Source organism: Pseudomonas sp. B21-047, from assembly GCF_024748775.1.
In the GTDB taxonomy this organism is placed as follows: domain Bacteria; phylum Pseudomonadota; class Gammaproteobacteria; order Pseudomonadales; family Pseudomonadaceae; genus Aquipseudomonas; species Aquipseudomonas capeferrum.
The window spans coordinates 422,833-440,543 of record NZ_CP087169.1 but is presented as its reverse complement, the minus strand read 5'-3'; the positions used below and the strand labels follow the sequence as shown (position 1 = coordinate 440,543).

Here is a 17,711-nt window from a genome sequence, read left to right as displayed (position 1 = left end):
CCATTACGGTAGGTTTCGGTCATATTCAGCTAACTCAGGAACGCTGAAGGTCAGAGAATGGATTCTACTCCCGCCCTCAAAGCTTGGCGCATGTCCAACAGGTTCATTTCATCCGACCTGCCGGCCAAACCTGCACCTGCCGTCGCGGCACAAAGGTGTTCCTGGCAATGCCCTCATGCATCTGCTTATGCATCGCCGTCCCGGTTACTGTCGGTGCTCCATCCCAATCTACATGCCTTGCCGTCCCGTATGTCTCGGGGTGCTGCTTCGTAACAATGAAGATGCAAACGTTGAGTGATTGGATCTTCAATGATCCAGGGGTAATTCAGAGCAGAGAAGATTCGCCGTCTCCGATTGATCCTCTCTCTCCGACCGCGTCACGAAGCTCAGCAAGCTCAAGGAGCTGCTCCGCAGCGCCTAAATCTAAAGTCGTAAGCTGCTCACTAGCGGCCTCCAAGCATCAAACTAAAACGTTAGAGAAAACTATGTCTGAAGAAATTCTAGCTGATACTGAATATCATATTGAAGATGATGCGGAACTAGACCGCATCATATTCCATATAGTCAGCCCCGAGTTAAGCACACCGAAGATATTGATGGAGGTAGAAACGCCCGAAGACTACTCAACGTTCTTCATCGACCGATTGAGAGAAACGATAAAGGGAACCAAATATCGATTCCAAGATAACTCTTGGATAAAAGATCAAGTAAGAACCGCACTGACAAGTCAACACGCGTTTGTTGACACATCAGAACGCCTCGCCGAAAAATTCCAGGAGCTGTTTCAGTCAGACAAACGACTGATACCTGGCGCACTTATGCTTCTTAAAATAAAGAACAAAGACAAAACCTATGGAGCAATAATAAAATATGACGACATGACAGTGATATCGTACACCACCGAGGTGCTAAACGACGGGAAAGCGAAGCCTATTCTTAATCAGTTCTTAAACAATTTTGTCCAAGATAAAAAAGCCATTCAAAAGTCAGTACTCTTTGATATTTCATGCCCTAATTCCAGCATAATATGTACAGACAGAAGTGGTAGCAAAGGTGATATAACAGAAAAATTAAAAGATTTCTTGCAAGCTGATCGACTTTTCTCCAGTACTCTACTGACAGAAAGGCTTATTACAGCCCTAGAGGAAACAGCTAAAAGTCAACCAACTTTAATTCCTCCTGAAATTAGAAAAAGACTAAAAAGCAAGATACGACAGGCGGTCAAAGACACGGTGGAATTCGACCCTGAAAATCACGAGCAAATTCTCACGGCTGCATTTGGCGAGGCCCACAAAGAAGACAAGATAAAAAAAGCCTTTGCAGCATCTTTGAAAAAGCAAAAAATATCAAGCGAAAAATTTGAAATATCTTCTGAAGCGATCAAGCAAGGCTCCAAGAGGATAAAGCAAACGTATGAAGGAGTTCGAGTAACCTATACAAGCGACGACGTAAATAAGAACATTTTTTTTGAAGAGGACGGTGCAAAAAAAATCATTCGGATTGTCACAGATCAATACGTCCTGGAAGACGAGTCAGATGATTGAAATTCTATCTAGACTTTTTTTCGTAAGTGAGTCTTTGGATACGGCATTCTACCGCCCGAAGGATCGCACAGATGAGTCTTTATCTAGCGACTTGAACACACTTGCGAATAGCGGTATTGATTTCTCAATTCAAATCAGCGATACATTTGACGAAAAAATAAGTCTTCCGACATCTGATAGCCACTTAAACTTTGAGATCGAACTAATAGCATTCAATAAATCAAGAACCCTTGATGATATATATTTTTTCACGAAGGAAGGCTTTTTAAAAAACCTTGAATCAAGCGAAATTAGTAAATCTCAGAATATCTTTATCCATGAGGATTTCAGCGAGTTCTCGACTTTAACTTGCCGTTTCAGGAAGTGGGATTTTGATAGTGACAAAGTACAGGAACATCAAAAAAACATAGAAACTGCAGACCCTCGAAAGATCCTTAAGGATTACACCGGTGCTCAAGTCACTTCAAACCAACTGTTTTGGGTGACTCCTACCGAACCTGATACTCCTGATGACTTGTTCTCAAAGTGGCTAGATATCGCCACCCCTAAAGCGGCCCTACTTTTGGCTTCAGAAATTTCCTCTACAGAAGGCGTCCAATACCATACTATAAAGGGAAGCAAAACATTAAACATACCTAATGAGGTGGAATTCACTTCGATTACTAAAGAAACACACTCAAGTATTCACGAAGCTCTATACTGGGTTTTTGAAACATCAAGAGAAACAGAGGTGCGACACACCCTGCTGTCCCAGCGGCTTTCAAATAATGATCTAAAGCAATCTGAACGCTGGACGAAATATATATCGAGAGTGCTCAGGCCTTCCCTATCCAGTGCCCGTGAAGACTACAGAAGCCATTTACTAGTCAAGACTGGAGAATTATTAAAGGCCATTACTGATATTCGAAAGACAGTATCAGACGAGACAAGCAAAATCATTGACAAAACAAGCGCACTTACGTCCAGCCTTCTTCGCGACGCGAGTATAACGTTCATCATTGCCGCATTAAGGCAGACATTGATTGCAAAAAACATAATTACCAAGGAGAGCGCACATTTCCTGCTAATAGCAACGGCAGCCTGGCTTGCGACTAGCATTTTACTAACAGGCTATCAAAATAAAATGTTCATCCGATCTCAAATAAGATTCCGTCGAAACTGGAGTAAGGGCCTGAGCGCATTGATTTCAGAGGACGAGTTAAAGAAGATATCAAGGCGTCCTATCAGGGAAGCTATTGAAAACTATGGGAGAATAAAGAAAGTCATAGATTTCATTTATGCGATACTCATATTTATAATTCTATGCCTACTAGTGCTTGGATAGAAGCACTACAGCCAATATTGAGCAAAAAACCAAATCAAACTTCATGCGCCTTATATCGCGAGGGGTAGATAGATCAAACTCATCGATTCGGCCTAGCTTGAGACATGGAAGGCTAATCTACTGATTACCTTAAGTCAATCAAATCACTTTATTTTATCGTAGTGCTCTATACACTGCACAATACGATTTAATACGACCTTGAAACCAGAAAAATCAATGCTACCTTTTTTGGCGAGCACTACTTTCTTGGCAAAAATTTCCTTTCCATATTCTTTTGAGCTATCCATTTTATTGGATGGATTGAAATTCTTCCCACCTACAATCTCCCCCAGTGTTGCCTTAGTAAACATATCCTCGATTGCTGAATATTTCGCACCACCCAGCGGTGTCAGGACAACATACAGGTTAAGACCAACATGTATAAATTCTGCGTCGCGGCAATTATCAATCGCCAACCCGGTTGGATAAGCTTCCGCACCGAAGTTTTTTCCCTTCAAGAGAGAAAATATACTATCAAAACCCGTATCATTATCCAATAATATGACAACAGGATTGGACGGCTTCGGTGCCTTATAGAAATCGTAGTGTTTCTTAAAGGTTTCAATGAAATCCTTCAAATACGATGTCCCACCATATAGCTGAAGTAAAAACCTAGTCCGCTCAGTATAATTGAACATCGAAACCAACAGCTCATAGGCAGAGTTCGCAGTCTTAAGCTTTGCTAACCTCGGGTATGCAACAGCGAGCCTATTGATTGCTGATTTAATGTAAATATTATCGGTCTTTCCCTCACACAGAATGATAGGCTTTTCATTCGCATAAAAGTGTCGATAATAAAGAAATCGGCTGAATGTGCGTTCTCTGCCACTAAGAAGCTCACGCGTTTTTAAGCCATGCTTAGATAAAGCATACTCTGTATTCAACGGCGGCTTCTGCCGCAGTCGATTATAATAATCAACCTGATCAATAAAATTAAGACGGCCTTCCAACTCAAAAATATTTCCGTCTTTAACCTCATCGCCAATTTTAGTCAAAAACTTTCCAGTCCTGAAAAGCAAATGGCATTGGGATTTAACTGTTCGCCAATACTCACTCTTGACATTTGGCTTTTTATTTACCACCAACCCTGTGACATCTTGGCGAGAGTCTTTATATTGTATGCGGGTCTTTTTTTGGTTGAGGGTAAATCCAGCTCTAGAAATCTCATTGATCAGATCGCGTCCACAAACATAGGTACCCGCATCCTCCTTCATAATATTTGGAGGGAACAGTTTTTCACGCGTGGAAATAGTCAGATCATCAGCATAGCGTGAATATGTACAGGAGTATTTTTTTGCAAGCGCGGCCAACCTTACATCCAAACTGTGTGCTATCAAGTTTGTGATAACTGGCGAGCAGGGGCTACCTTGAGGAAGTTTATTGTCATAACAGGCTATCTGAGCAATAACAGTAGCAATCTCCGGATCGAGGCGGAAATTCTTATTAGATATGAAAAACCCTCTAACACGCCCAAAGTTGAAGCTATCAAAAAAATCTTTGATATCAATATTTAGTACATTCTTTTTACCAAAATGCATCAATGCATTTGTGATAATTGACCGATCACGTACAAATCCATGAGACAGGGTAGAAGTGAAAACATAGGCAATATGCTTTCCACGTTTACCTCTCAAGGATTTAAAAAGTTTTGCAAACCTTCCTTTCGGAGCTCGTGCAGGCTTTGCCTTATTTATATCTTCAATGCAGTCTTGCAGAAGATTAGACAGTGACGACTGAACTGCTTTTAGTCGTTCAGACGGTGAATTAATCGTACGAGTCCCCCCGCTTTTCTTGGGAATCTCGAAGCTATGATACTGAGTCGATGGTTTTAGCTTATACAGCAGATATGTAAGCGCGGAGGCTTTAACTCCTAAAAGCAGCGCGAGTTCAGGCTTCGTCCGAACTGCCCGAAGAGCATCGATTTTTCTCATAATACGCACTGAGCTGGGAAGAGGGGGTGGCTTATGGGCACTCCTACGCAAACTGGAGGGACCGTCAAAAGTTGACAAGTCTCATAAGGCAGTCCTTTCGGACGTTTTTCCCACTGATCGCGATCCGCGATCCAAAATCTGCCCATAAGCCTGAGCCGACACTATCAAAGTGACATCACTGTTTCAATGCTTGATCCATGAGTTTCTGCATAGGAAGAAATAAAACGGTACAACTGCAGTACAGCCATGAGCTTTGAAAGCATTCGCTTTTTTTCGCCAAACCCTTGTATCTCGCGGCCTCCAGCTATGTTAACCTTCACCCAGCTTTAAGTGGTTTCGCTAGACATCCTACTTAGCTCGGCAACTCATAATCCTTTGGTCCACGGTTCGAGTCCGTGTGGGCCCACCAAACTCAAAGCCGCGCATTGCGCGGCTTTCTGCTTTTCGGGTTTTTCGCACCCGTATCAGTCCTAGGTTGGGTCCGAAGGTTGACGATTAAAACGTCATCTTCACCTGCAACCCAGCCGCTAGCGCATTGCCTCTTTGCTTGCCAAAGAAAGCCCCAGGCTCGATGTAGTACTGCACGTCCGGGCGCAGCAGTAGCCATGGTGTCACTTGCGCACCGTAGTTGAGTTCCAGTACTTGCTCCCCGCTATCGAGCCCGGTAATGACGGCAGCGTCTTCTGGGTAGGCTGCAGCAGCTTCCTGCACACCCCGCGTGCGCGGGTTGATAACGGCGCGGCCATAGCCAAAGGAAATGGAGTCTTGCGGGCGGCTGGCAAACGGCTTTTGTTTAACCAGGCCCAGCGAGTACCAGCGGCGCATTGGCGAGGTCGCGGCGTTGCTGGTGGCTGCTTGCCCGAACAACCTCAGCACACTGGCCGGGTCTTGCTCGTCGCGCCAGATCGCCTGATCCACCAGCAGGTAAGCGCCAGTACGGCTGCTGCTTTTGCCGGTGCCGCCAATCTTGGCGTAATCGGACGTGTCGTAGTACCAGCCAACTTTGTATTGGCCATTGAGAAATGCACGGTTATTGATGATCGCCTCCAGCGGCAAGATAGCGCCCGTCGTGCCGTTGCTGGGCATAGCGAACGCTTTGGAGACGCGCGCGTTGTACCCCGGGTTGACCTGGAACAGTGCCGTTTGCAGCGTCAGCGACGGGTTGACGTCATAGCGCAACTCGCCCCCCCAATGTGCGGTCGGGTAGTTGCCCCAGCCACTGCCGCTGGACATGGTCAGCGGATGCGCACAAAAGCCTGCACTGACAAAGTTGGCCAGGATCGGCATGCCGCCGAAATCGGTGCCCATGACCATGTAACCGAGCTTGGTGGACAGGTCGGGCGAGAACAGCGTGCGCTGGTAACTCAACTCGGTCAGCCGCGTATATTCGCCCCCGTAGACCTCTTGCGCGGACATGCGGTTGCCAATCAGGTCTTCGGTGGCGCTGTGGCCGCGACGATCGTTGAGCAGTACTTGCACGCGCCCGGCATCTGGGGTATCGAGCAGTTTGCTCAAATCAAACTGAGCGCCCAAACGTATCTGTTGTGCATAGCGAGTACCGCGTTTGATACCGCCATGCAGGTTGGAAATGGTTTCCGAGGTGTAGTCGCCCGTCAGCTTGATACCCTGGTCTTCCAGCCTCTGACGCTGCCCGCCCCAGTTACCGGTGAGTGTAGGTTGGGTCATCAGGTGGGCAGTATCGGCCAATGCGCAGGGCAGTGGCAGAAGGCAAAGCGATAAACCGCTGCACAGGCTGCCGGCCAGCACGGCGCGGAGGGGTAATGACATTTTGCGCGGGTTCCTTGCTTGAGAAGTCGTTGAACAGTTCTGGCTTTTGCGTGATGGGCTGACTGGCGGGAAAAAAAATCCCCGCGAGCGGGGATTTTTCGTAGTGCACCAGAGCCGTTACGGCTTGCTGCCGTCAGGCAATGCGTAAGCGATGATGTAATCGCCCACATCTGGCGAGTGGCTCATGCCGCCAGCGGAAATCACCACATACTGCTTGCCGGTCGTGGGGGACTTGTAGATCAGCGGCGCTGCTACGGCACCTACTGGCAAGCGGGCCTTCCACACTTCTTTGCCGGTTGCCGAGTCGAGCCCACGCAGGTAGTAGTCCTGGGTGCCCGCGAAGAACACCAGGCCGGATGCCGTCGAAGTAGGGCCGCCGAGTGTCGGCATACCCAAAGGGATCTGCAGGTGCGTCTTGATGCCCAGTGGGCCGGTATCCTGAACCGTGCCCAGTGGCACCTGCCACACCAGTTTCTGGGTGTTGAGGTCAATCGCGCTCATGCTGCCAAACGGTGGCGTATTGCACGGTACGCCCAGCGGCGACTGGAGGATGTCGATCTTCACACCGCCATAGATGCCCGCGACCTGCGGCCGAATAGTGCCCATGAAGCCAGGCACCTCATCGGTCGACACTTTGTACTTGCGGGTGTTTTCCTGGGTTACCAACGACATGCGCAGTGGCATGCGCATGTCGTTGACGAACATCATGCCGGTGTTTTCATCAATAGAAATGCCACCCCAGTTCATGCCACCCAACAGCCCTGGCCATTCGATGTACGGCTTTTCAGAGGGCGGTGTGAACGGGCCGACATACACCGAGTCCTTGAACATGATCCGGCAGTAGAGCTGGTCGAAAGTGGACACACCCCACATCGATTGCTCGGTCAGCGGGTCCGCGCCAATGACGGGCATACCCGCCGAGTACGGCTGGGTCGGTGACAGGTGTTCGCCTTCTGCGGCCGGTGAAGTGGGAACAGGGCGCTCCTGAACTTCAGTGACCGGCTGGCCAGTGCGGCGATCCAGCACGAAGATATGGCCGGTCTTGGTGGTCTGGATCAGCACCGGGGTCTTGGTGCCTTGGGCGTTTTTCATCTCGTACAGCACGGGTTGCGAAGGCAGGTCGTAGTCCCAGACATCATGATGGACAGTCTGGAAAACCCACTTGGCCTTACCCGTCGATGCATCGACCGCGACAATGGCTGTGCCGAACTTTTCTTTCACCTGGTTACGGTCGCCACCCCAATAGTCAGGTGGGCCATTGCCGGTAGGCAGGTAGACCAGATTCAGTTCTTTGTCGTAGGTGGGAATGGTCCATACGTTTGGTGTTTCAAGCGCGAACTGATGGTCAGCCGCCGCAGTGTCGGTGCCCTCAGGCGCACCTACATCCCAGGCCCATACCAACGAACCGCTCAGCACATCGAAGGCACGCACGGCACCAGAAGGCTCGCCGGCCACGATGTCACGTACCCAGCCACCCACCACCGTGAGGTGGCCCATGACCACAGGCAGAGACGTCGGGTGGTAGCGCTTGCTGTTTTCCGTTGGCCCCATGCCCTTCTTGAGGTCAACGTAACCGTCCTCGCCGAAGTTGGGGCAAAGGGTGCCGGTGTGTGCATCCAGGGCAAACAGCCGGGCATCGACCGACGATACCAGGATGCGCTGGCGGCATTGCTGCTCGCTGGCGTGAGAGGCTTTTACCTCGGCGCTCAGGCTGTCGTCCCGGTCGATGTCGTAATAGCCCACGCCACGGCAGGTCACGTGCTCTTCGCTTTTGGCGTGAGGGTCGAACTTCCAGAGAGGTTTGCCGGTATCGCCATCAAGCGCGGTGATCAGGTTTTCCGGCGTGCACGAGTACAGGACGTTGCCGATCTGCAATGGCGTGTTCTCGTCGACACCCGCACCTGGGCCGCTGGTTCTGCGGCCGGTCCGGTAGGTCCAGGCAACTTGCAGGTCCTTGACGTTTTCCGGGGTGATTTGCGTGTAGGGCGCGAAGCGCGTGCCCGAGGCGCTGCGCCCGAAGAACTCCCAGTTTTCCGGGGCTGTGGAGGCAGCGTCTGGGGTTGTCAGGCTACCTGCTGCGATGGGGTTCGAGATGCCGCCATGTGGGAAGAAGGCGGCGATGAACGTGGCGATCAATGCCAGCAACAGGGCAAACCCGGAGCGATTGGCGGTTCGGCGTGTGCGCGAAGAGGTAGTGGGCAGTGCAGCGCCCACCCACAGGCTCAGGGTCAGGATGATGGCCGGGACCACCAGACGCGGCAGCAGTGGCCAGTAACTAAGTTGCCCCACTTCGTAAAATGCCCAGGCGCAGGTGGCCAGGAATATCAGGATCGAAAGTACAATACTGATACGCTTGCGCAAGCACACGGCTACGGCCAGCACGGCGTAGGCAAGCCCCGCCAGCAGGTAGTAACTTGACCCGCCCAGTGCCAATAGTTTGCAACCGCCGTAAATCAAACCCAGCGCCACACACATTACAAGTAGCGCAAATAGCAATCGAGCGGCACTGCTTAACGAGCGCCTCCCCGCGTTGGAACACGTGTCATCCATCATGGTTGTGTAAGCTCTGTGGGTATATGCATGGTTGTTCCATCAGGGCGCAAGCACGCCGCCAGAGAAGTCAGGCTGCGCAGCCTGCCAGTAGCAAGAATCGCCAAGATCATCAGCGTTGGATGAGAGGTCAGTTATTCAGGCAGGCCGCTAGAAAGGCCCTGTTGGCACGAAACTTTGTAAAACGAACAATTATTCAACGTCAGCAACCTGAATACCGAGGTTTGACGTTGCTTAAAGGATAAGTCCGACTATCGCCAGGATAAACCAACGCGTCTGCAACAGCTTTTATACGAACCTGTAACAATGACAAAGCCGCGCCATCGCGCGGCTTTGTCATTTCAACTTGGTCAGGCTTTGCAGATCAAGATTGCATCTTCGATACGGCAGCTTTCCTGTTTACCGTCATACCCCCAATGAATGGAGGGGAGCGGGCCGCTTGCCACAGAACTGCCATCCTCGTTGAACACTTCAATAACCGCGTTCCACAAACTTGTGCGAGGTGTTTCGCTGCCGGGGTCCAGGCATAACAAGTGAGTGATCTGGAAATCACCCTCGTTTTCATAACCCTGATAACCGACCACCATCATCCAGTGGCCACTGCCACCAGGCCAGCGCACCCCGATAATCGGGGCAGACATGCAGTCGATTGAATCCTGGACCTGTTGAACAATGTCTTTTTTACTGCCGGTAACGTACTCAGCGCCCACCCCCACACCACTGAAGCACTCGACCAGCCTCAGCATGTCCTTGTGGTCGGTGCCCTCTGAAACCAGTGCGCCCAAACTACGTATTTCGGAACGAAAACGCCCTTCGCGGCTGTTGCCATGCCAGAGATACATGTTCCTGGCTTCGCCATAACCCATGACGCCCAGGGTAATCAGGGCCATCACCACACTGTATGGGCCACACGCACCGTCCAGTCCACCTTGGCGCAAATGCACCAACTGACCGCCACGAGCATAGGTCAGCGGCCCATCCGGTGAGACCATCAACCAGGGGCTGACTGTCATCTTGTTCATAGCGCGAATCCTTGCATGACGTGAGGTTAAATCGCAGTGAGCGGGGCGGCGGAAGATATCAATCGGCCACCATTCCGTCCACGCAGATCAACCGGCCGGCAAGTTTGCTGAAGATCAACGACCAAGTATTACAGGGTGGTTCCGCGCATTTCTGCTTGGCGGGGGTTGTAGAACGTGGTGTCAGCCGGAATATCGCGCATCACCAGCGACATGGCCCCAATCACCACGTTATCGCCAATGCTGATCCGGTCGGCAACAATGCAGCTGTTGGCGCCCAAGCTGACGTTATCGCCAATGCGCAGCGCATACGCCTGCAGCCCAAGGGTCTTGATGCCGATCGAGCAATTCTGCCGAATGAAGAAATTGCGCCCGATGCTCACGTGACGGGTAATCACCACGCCAGGCAGGTGGGCGATGCGCAGCCCGGGCGCGATCTGTGCGCCGATGTCGATGTCCACGGCATACTTCAGATTAAGCCGCTGCTGCATGCGCTTGGCGTGCCGCCGGGCCAGGCCGCCTCGTGCATCCAGATACTGGGCCAGGCGGAAGGCGAAGAGAAAGCGCAGCTTGTTGTCCTTGCGGGCACGGCGCAGCACGTTGAACAGCAGGCTGATACGGCGCCCGGGCTTTTTCTTGTTGGAGACTTCCAGTCGCCAGCATTCGAGCAGGTTTGCGAGGTTCATGGCATGGCTCCACTGCGTACGGCCTGCCATGATGCCGAAAGAAAGCCAGCGACGCAGCCTTGCCCTGGCGGCCACTGGCTGGCTAGGCTAGCGGGCCCACTGTAGAGACTTGCCATGTCGGATGCCCGCCCCATCACGCTGGATGAAATCGATCGCCAGCTGATCGCCCTGCTGCAGATCAATGCCCGCGAAAGCGTTGCCACCCTCGCCCGCCTGCTCGGTATTGCGCGCACCACGGTCAACTCGCGCCTGGAGCGGCTGGAGAAGAACAAGGTGATCTCAGGCTACGGCGTGCGCCTTGGCCAGCACGTGATCGGGGGTGGTTTGCAGGCGTATGTCGGGATTAAGGTGCAGCCCCGCTCCGGCAAGGAAGTGGTGCGGCGCTTGAGTGCCATGGGGCAGGTGCAGCAATTGTGCGCGGTGAGTGGCGAATTCGATTATGTGGCCTGGCTGCGGACCGATTCGCCAGAACAACTGGACCAGATGCTCGACCAGATCGGCAGTGTCGACGGGGTGGAAAAAACCACTACGTCGATCATCTTGAGCAGCAAGGTCGACCGCGGGCAGCCGCTCTGAAGTGGCTGGCGATCAGGCTTACTGACTGGCGAGTATGCCTCCTAAACCGTGGATTCTCCCGCCACGCTGGCCTGATTCGTCATAATGACTTTAATTGGATACATTTCGACTAAAACCACTACATTCCTCCAACACTCTGCACCTTAATTACGAACACCCCGCTCCCTAAAATGACCCCCAGGCATCTCCTATACTCAGGCTCCGCCCTCCGCGCAGCCCCTCTGGCAAGGTCACTTCATGAACAACAAGAACCGCCACCCCGCCGACGGCAAAAAACCCATCACCATCTTCGGCCCGGACTTCCCCTTCGCCTTCGATGACTGGCTGGAACACCCGGCTGGCCTGGGCAGCATTCCTGCCCAGCGGCATGGCGAAGAAGTGGCGATCGTGGGTGCCGGTATCGCCGGCCTGGTGGCGGCCTACGAGCTGATGAAGCTGGGCCTCAAACCGGTGGTCTATGAGGCCTCGAAGCTCGGTGGCCGGTTGCGCTCGCAAGCCTTCAACGGCACCGACGGAATCATCGCCGAGCTCGGCGGCATGCGCTTTCCGGTTTCTTCAACGGCCTTCTACCACTATGTGGACAAGCTGGGCCTGGAGACCAAACCCTTCCCCAACCCGCTGACGCCGGCCTCCGGCAGCACGGTGATCGACCTGGAAGGCCAGACCTACTACGCCGAGAAAGTCGCCGACCTGCCTGAGCTGTTCCATGAAGTGGCCAACGCCTGGGCCGACGCGCTGGAGAGCGGCGCTCAATTTGCCGACATCCAGCAGGCGATCCGCGACCGTGACGTACCGCGCCTCAAAGAACTGTGGAACACGCTGGTGCCCCTGTGGGACGACCGCACCTTCTACGACTTCGTCGCCACTTCGCGCTCATTCGCCAAGCTGAGCTTCCAGCACCGGGAGGTGTTCGGCCAGGTCGGCTTCGGCACCGGTGGCTGGGACTCGGACTTCCCCAATTCGATGCTGGAAATCTTTCGCGTGGTGATGACCAACTGCGACGATCACCAGCACCTGGTGGTGGGCGGCGTGGAGCAGGTGCCGCAAGGTATCTGGCGGCATGCGCCAGAGCGCTGCGCCCACTGGCCTGAAGGCACCAGCCTCAGCTCGTTACACGGGGGTGCGCCACGCACCGGGGTCAAACGCATCGCCCGTGCCGCCGATGGCCGGCTTGCGGTCACCGACAACTGGGGTGATACCCGCCATTACGCCGCCGTGCTCGCCACCTGCCAGACCTGGCTGCTGACCACCCAGATCGACTGCGAAGAATCGCTGTTCTCGCAGAAGATGTGGATGGCCCTGGACCGCACCCGCTACATGCAATCGTCGAAAACCTTCGTCATGGTCGACCGCCCGTTCTGGAAGGACAAAGACCCGCAAACCGGCCGCGACCTGATGAGCATGACCCTCACCGACCGCCTCACCCGGGGGACCTATCTGTTCGATAACGGCGACGACAAACCCGGGGTGATCTGCCTGTCCTACGCGTGGATGAGCGATGCGCTGAAAATGCTCCCGCACCCGGTCGAAAAGCGCGTGCAACTGGCCCTCGACGCCTTGAAGAAAATCTACCCGAAGACCGATATCGCCGGGCACATCATCGGCGACCCGATCACCATTTCCTGGGAGGCCGACCCGCACTTCCTCGGCGCCTTCAAGGGCGCGCTGCCGGGCCATTACCGCTACAACCAGCGCATGTACGCGCACTTCATGCAGCAGGACATGCCCGCCGAACAACGCGGCATGTTCATCGCCGGTGACGACGTGTCGTGGACGCCGGCCTGGGTAGAAGGCGCGGTGCAGACTTCGCTCAATGCCGTGTGGGGTATCATGAACCACTTCGGTGGCCAGACCCACCCGGACAACCCAGGCCCAGGCGATGTGTTCGATGAAATCGGCCCTATCGCGCTGGCCGACTGAAACAAGGAGGCGCCATGCGCATCGCTCTGTTCCAAGGCGCACCCAACCCACTGGACGTGCCAGGCAACCTGCAACGGCTGCAGCACCAGGCCCAACTGGCGGCTGAGCGCGGCGCTCAACTGCTGGTGTGCCCGGAGATGTTCCTGACCGGCTACAACATCGGCCTGGCCCAGGTCGAACGCCTGGCCGAGGCCAGTGATGGCCTAGCGGCCATGGATGTGGTGGAAATCGCCCAGGCCCATCGCATCGCGATCGTCTATGGCTACCCGGAGCGGGGCGATGACGGCGCGATCTATAACAGCGTGCAACTGATCGATGCCCAGGGTCGCAGCCTGTGCAACTACCGCAAGACGCATCTGTTCGGGGAGCTTGACCGGTCGATGTTCAGCGCAGGCCCCGATCACTTCCCGGTTGTGGAACTGGATGGCTGGAAAGTCGGCATGCTGATCTGCTATGACATCGAGTTCCCGGAGAACGCCCGGCGCCTGGCGCTGGCGGGCGCGGAACTGATCCTGGTGCCGACGGCAAACATGACGCCCTACGATTTCATCTGCCAGGTGACGGTACGGGCACGCGCACAGGAGAACCAGTGCTACCTGGTGTATGCGAACTACTGCGGGGCCGAGGATGAAATCCAGTATTGCGGGCAGAGCAGCATCATCGGCCCGGATGGCAGCCTGCTGGCCATGGCCGGGCGGGATGAATGCCAGTTGCTGGCGGAGCTTGCGCATGAGCGCGTGATAGAGGGGCGCAAGGCATTTCCCTACCTGACCGATTTGCGCCAGGAGCTGCATCTGAGTAAAGGCTGACCGGAACCCCTCATGCCTGACGCTACGCGCCACCTCACCCTCGCCAACGGCCTGCAGCTGACCCTGCGCCATGCCCCGCGCCTCAAGCGCGCGGCGGCGGCGTTGCGGGTGCACGCGGGTAGCCACGATGCCCCGGCGCAATGGCCTGGGCTGGCCCACTTCCTTGAACACCTGTTCTTTCTCGGCACCCGTACATTCGCGCAGCAGCATGGGTTGATGCGCTACGTCCAGTCCCTCGGCGGCCAGGTCAACGCCAGCACCCGTGAGCGCACCACCGACTTCTTCTTCGAAGTCCCACCGGCGGCGCTGGCCGGAGGGCTGGAGCGCCTGTGCCAGATGCTGGTCGAGCCCGACCTTGGCATCGAGCGCCAGCGCCAAGAGCGTGAGGTGATTCACGCCGAGTTCATCGCCTGGTCACGTAACCCGCAGGCACAACAGCAGTTCGCCTTGCTGCAGTCGGTTTCGCCGCAGCATCCATTAAGCGGCTTTCATGCCGGCAACCGGTTTACCCTTGCCCTGCAGGACCCCGCGTTCCAACGGGCTCTCGGGGTGTTTCACCAACGCTTCTACCAGGGCGGGCAGGTCACCCTGAGCCTGTGCGGCCCACAACCCTTGGATGCACTGGAGCGCCTGGGCCGGCAATTTGGCAGCCTGTTCCCGGCGGGTGGGCGTGTCGAGCAAGCAATGCCGCCGCCGCTGCTGGCGGCCGATCAGCCGTTCATCTTCGCCCATGAAGGCCTGCCCGAAGGTGGCGACCGCGCGCTTGGCTTACTGATCGACCTGCTAGGCGACAGCCGCCCGGGCGGATGGCTGAACGCGCTTCGCCAGCGCGGCTGGCTGCGGGGAGTCAAAGCCGAACCGCTGTATGCTTTCGCCGGGCAGATGCTCTGGCACATCGACTTGCAGCTCGGTACCGACGCCTCTGTCGACGAAGCTATCGCATTGCTGCACGGCTGGTTCGGCTTTATTCGCCAGAGCGACCTGCAGCACCTCAATGCCCAGTTCGGCCAACTGCAACGCAGCCGCGAGCGGGCCGCCAGCCCGCTTGAACTGGCACGACGGGACAGCGCAGACCAGCCTTTCTCAGCACTCGACAAGCAAGCTTTACGCTCACTGGAGGCGCTGCTTGCCAGCCTCCCTTACGCCAGCCTTGGTCAATGGCAGATACCCGCCGCCGACCCTCTGCTGACGGCCGAGCCGCTCGCCGCAAAGGCACCGTTACCCGTGGCATTGGCCATCAGCGACGCGCTGCCACCGACACGCGAGTACGCGGCGCTGTACCTGCGCTGGCACCTGCCTTCACCTCTTCGACGTGCGCTGTTTCCCATCCTGGGCAAGGCCTTGCGTCCCTTGCAGGAACGCGCCGAACAGGCGGCGTTGCAACTGCAGTTCAGCGAAGCTGGCGAGTATTGGCAGCTACGTTGCGCCGGCCAACCCTCAGCGGTGCTCCGCGCCGTCGATGAAGCCCTCGCCTTGCTGAACGCGCCCTCACACGATAGCTGGCAAGGGCAGCCGAACCCAGAACCCGCGCAGATCCCGATCAGAGCCCTGCTCAAGCAACTGCCTGACGCCATTCTTGGCAGCAATGCCGAGCCGTTGCCGCCTTGCACACTCGACCAGCCACTGCTTGACCAGGTATGGGCAACTGCCCGCTGGCACGGCCTGGCGCTGGGCGTTGATGAATTGGCCGCCCTTGGCGCCGTGCTGGGCGCCTGCCCAGGCCAGGGCGCCACAGCGACGCCACTGCCCATTTGGCAGGGCCGTCGCTGGGTTGACACTGCGCTCGCCGGCAGCGAAAACGCCCTGCTGCTGTTCTGCCCGGTGGCGGCCAACCAGCAAGCCAGCGGCCGCCTGCTCGCCCAGTTGTTGCAAGGGCCGGTGTACCAACGCCTACGGGTGGAACTGCAATTGGGCTACGCCGTTTTCAGCGCCTTCCGTCAGATAGAAGGCTGCAATGGCCTGCTGTTCGGCGTGCAGTCGCCCCATGCCAGCCATGCCGAAATACTCGCCCACCTGCATGCGTTGCTAAGCCAGGGCGTGACACTGGACTGCACCGCCCGGCAAGCCTTGGCCGAGCAATTCGTCGAGTCGGCCATGGCCAATGCCGAGGTGGCCGAATGGGCATGGCAGGCACACATGGCGATACAATCCGACAGGCTGAATGACCTGCACCGGTCTATCCTGATGACGCAACAGGCCGATCTGGACGTGCTGCTAGGCAGCCTTCTTGCCCACCGCGCCCCTTGGCTCTGCCTGGCCAATGCGGCCGCACCAGGCCCGGCTTGGTGAAGAGCAAAGGAGTATTGTTACGTGAACTGCAAGGGCGCTTTTCCAATAATTAACCTTTCAGTACAAATTTTTCTTGTAAGATAGCGCAATCTCAGTCAAGGGAACCTCCGGCGCCCGGCGGTACCCAACAAGTAGCTGACCAACCCAACCCGTTCGGAAGGAGTCATCCCATGTGGACCAAACCTGCATACACTGATCTGCGTATCGGCTTCGAAGTCACCATGTACTTCGCCAACCGCTAAGCTCTGCTTACGGTTCGACGCCTCGGCCCGCCGGGGCGTTTGTGTTTTTCGGATACGGTTTTCCGATAGAGAGTGGCCATGTACATCCAGATTCTCGGTTCCGCCGCCGGCGGCGGCTTCCCCCAGTGGAACTGCAACTGCGTCAACTGCAAGGGCTATCGCGACGGCAGCCTGCGTGCCACGGCGCGCACCCAGTCGTCCATCGCGCTGTCCGACGACGGCGAGCACTGGGTCCTGTGCAACGCCTCGCCCGATATCCGCGCCCAGCTTCAGGCCTTTGCGCCGATGCAACCGGCCCGCGCCCTGCGCGATACCGGCATCAATGCCATCGTCTTGCTCGACAGCCAGATCGACCACACCACCGGCCTGCTCAGCATGCGCGAAGGCTGCCCGCATCAGGTCTGGTGCACCGACATGGTCCACCAGGACCTGACCACCGGCTTCCCACTGTTCAACATGCTCAGCCACTGGAACGGCGGCCTGCAGTGGAACCGCATCGAGCTGGAAGGCAGCTTCGTCATCGACGCCTGCCCCAACCTCCGGTTCACCCCCTTCCCCCTGCGCAGCGCCGCGCCGCCCTATTCACCGCACCGCTTCGACCCTCACCCGGGCGACAACCTGGGCCTGCTGGTCGAAGACACCCGCACCGGCGGCAAGCTGTTCTACGCCCCAGGCCTTGGCCAGGTCGACGACAAGCTGCTGGCGATGATGCACGGTGCCGACTGCCTGCTGGTCGACGGCACCTTGTGGGAGGACGATGAAATGCAGCGCCGTGGCGTCGGCACCCGCACCGGCCGCGAGATGGGCCACCTGGCGCAGAACGGGCCAGGCGGCATGCTCGAAGTGCTCGATGGCTTCCCGCGCCAGCGCAAGGTACTTATCCACATCAACAACACCAACCCGATTCTCGATGAAGACTCGCCTGAACGGGCCGAGGTCCAGCGTCGGGGCGTAGAAGTCGCCTTCGATGGCATGAGCATCACGTTGTAAGGAG

Annotated in this window: 13 protein-coding genes; 8 read left to right on the top strand and 5 right to left on the bottom strand. The window is 55.7% G+C overall.

Features of this window, described 5'->3' with window-relative positions:
* Window positions 1-485: 485 nt before the first annotated feature.
* Window positions 486-1,544 carry a nucleoid-associated protein gene (locus tag LOY26_RS01905; protein ID WP_258714334.1) on the top strand — a complete coding sequence of 353 codons (1,059 nt, stop codon included), beginning with the start codon at window positions 486-488 and terminating at the stop codon, window positions 1,542-1,544.
* Window positions 1,537-2,868 (top strand): hypothetical protein, encoded by a 1,332-nt coding sequence (locus LOY26_RS01900; protein WP_258714333.1) that lies wholly within the window; start codon window positions 1,537-1,539, stop codon window positions 2,866-2,868. The genes LOY26_RS01905 and LOY26_RS01900 overlap by 8 nt, the downstream gene beginning before the upstream one ends.
* A gap of 143 nt (window positions 2,869-3,011) precedes the next feature.
* On the opposite strand, the gene LOY26_RS01895 is transcribed toward LOY26_RS01900, so the two are convergent.
* The 5 genes from LOY26_RS01895 to LOY26_RS01875 form a co-directional block, all read right to left on the bottom strand.
* Complete coding sequence (locus LOY26_RS01895) at window positions 3,012-4,838, bottom strand: retron Ec67 family RNA-directed DNA polymerase/endonuclease (protein WP_258714332.1); 1,827 nt, start codon at window positions 4,836-4,838, stop codon at window positions 3,012-3,014.
* Window positions 4,839-5,333: 495 nt separating this feature from the next.
* A complete protein-coding gene (locus LOY26_RS01890; RefSeq protein ID WP_186658687.1) occupies window positions 5,334-6,626 on the bottom strand; it encodes a carbohydrate porin in 1,293 nt (430 codons plus the stop codon).
* A 117-nt stretch (window positions 6,627-6,743) separates the two neighbouring features.
* Entirely contained in the window at window positions 6,744-9,176 is a 2,433-nt protein-coding gene (locus LOY26_RS01885) for a membrane-bound PQQ-dependent dehydrogenase, glucose/quinate/shikimate family (protein ID WP_186658756.1), read from the bottom strand.
* A gap of 350 nt (window positions 9,177-9,526) precedes the next feature.
* Window positions 9,527-10,198: a hypothetical protein gene (locus LOY26_RS01880; protein WP_033703068.1), complete on the bottom strand. Its 672-nt coding sequence runs from the start codon at window positions 10,196-10,198 to the stop codon at window positions 9,527-9,529.
* Window positions 10,199-10,326: 128 nt separating this feature from the next.
* Window positions 10,327-10,881 carry a serine acetyltransferase gene (locus LOY26_RS01875; RefSeq protein ID WP_186658684.1) on the bottom strand — a complete coding sequence of 185 codons (555 nt, stop codon included), beginning with the start codon at window positions 10,879-10,881 and terminating at the stop codon, window positions 10,327-10,329.
* Between the two features lie 114 nt (window positions 10,882-10,995).
* Between LOY26_RS01875 and LOY26_RS01870 the strand changes: the two genes are divergently transcribed.
* From LOY26_RS01870 to pqqB, 6 genes are all read left to right on the top strand, one after another.
* Entirely contained in the window at window positions 10,996-11,457 is a 462-nt protein-coding gene (locus LOY26_RS01870) for an Lrp/AsnC family transcriptional regulator (RefSeq protein WP_033703070.1), read from the top strand.
* 237 nt (window positions 11,458-11,694) lie between these two features.
* Window positions 11,695-13,377 (top strand): NAD(P)/FAD-dependent oxidoreductase, encoded by a 1,683-nt coding sequence (locus LOY26_RS01865; RefSeq protein WP_047583699.1) that lies wholly within the window; start codon window positions 11,695-11,697, stop codon window positions 13,375-13,377.
* A 14-nt stretch (window positions 13,378-13,391) separates the two neighbouring features.
* Window positions 13,392-14,186: a carbon-nitrogen hydrolase family protein gene (locus tag LOY26_RS01860; RefSeq protein WP_186658681.1), complete on the top strand. Its 795-nt coding sequence runs from the start codon at window positions 13,392-13,394 to the stop codon at window positions 14,184-14,186.
* A 12-nt stretch (window positions 14,187-14,198) separates the two neighbouring features.
* Complete coding sequence (pqqF, locus tag LOY26_RS01855) at window positions 14,199-16,475, top strand: pyrroloquinoline quinone biosynthesis protein PqqF (RefSeq protein ID WP_258714331.1); 2,277 nt, start codon at window positions 14,199-14,201, stop codon at window positions 16,473-16,475.
* A gap of 170 nt (window positions 16,476-16,645) precedes the next feature.
* Window positions 16,646-16,717 (top strand): pyrroloquinoline quinone precursor peptide PqqA, encoded by a 72-nt coding sequence (gene pqqA, locus LOY26_RS01850; protein ID WP_003243383.1) that lies wholly within the window; start codon window positions 16,646-16,648, stop codon window positions 16,715-16,717.
* Between the two features lie 78 nt (window positions 16,718-16,795).
* Entirely contained in the window at window positions 16,796-17,707 is a 912-nt protein-coding gene (gene pqqB, locus LOY26_RS01845; RefSeq protein ID WP_258714330.1) for a pyrroloquinoline quinone biosynthesis protein PqqB, read from the top strand.
* Window positions 17,708-17,711: the final 4 nt, after the last annotated feature.

Excerpts from the sequence above, each read along its gene's own strand:
- LOY26_RS01905 (WP_258714334.1), top strand. The coding sequence starts at position 486 with ATGTCTGAAGAAATTCTAGCTGATACTGAATATCATATTGAAGATGAT.
- LOY26_RS01900 (WP_258714333.1), top strand. The coding sequence starts at position 1,537 with ATGATTGAAATTCTATCTAGACTTTTTTTCGTAAGTGAGTCTTTGGAT.
- LOY26_RS01895 (WP_258714332.1), bottom strand. The coding sequence starts at position 4,838 with ATGAGAAAAATCGATGCTCTTCGGGCAGTTCGGACGAAGCCTGAACTC.
- LOY26_RS01890 (WP_186658687.1), bottom strand. The coding sequence starts at position 6,626 with ATGTCATTACCCCTCCGCGCCGTGCTGGCCGGCAGCCTGTGCAGCGGT.
- LOY26_RS01885 (WP_186658756.1), bottom strand. The coding sequence starts at position 9,176 with ATGGATGACACGTGTTCCAACGCGGGGAGGCGCTCGTTAAGCAGTGCC.
- LOY26_RS01880 (WP_033703068.1), bottom strand. The coding sequence starts at position 10,198 with ATGAACAAGATGACAGTCAGCCCCTGGTTGATGGTCTCACCGGATGGG.
- LOY26_RS01875 (WP_186658684.1), bottom strand. The coding sequence starts at position 10,881 with ATGAACCTCGCAAACCTGCTCGAATGCTGGCGACTGGAAGTCTCCAAC.
- LOY26_RS01870 (WP_033703070.1), top strand. The coding sequence starts at position 10,996 with ATGTCGGATGCCCGCCCCATCACGCTGGATGAAATCGATCGCCAGCTG.
- LOY26_RS01865 (WP_047583699.1), top strand. The coding sequence starts at position 11,695 with ATGAACAACAAGAACCGCCACCCCGCCGACGGCAAAAAACCCATCACC.
- LOY26_RS01860 (WP_186658681.1), top strand. The coding sequence starts at position 13,392 with ATGCGCATCGCTCTGTTCCAAGGCGCACCCAACCCACTGGACGTGCCA.
- pqqF (WP_258714331.1), top strand. The coding sequence starts at position 14,199 with ATGCCTGACGCTACGCGCCACCTCACCCTCGCCAACGGCCTGCAGCTG.
- pqqB (WP_258714330.1), top strand. The coding sequence starts at position 16,796 with ATGTACATCCAGATTCTCGGTTCCGCCGCCGGCGGCGGCTTCCCCCAG.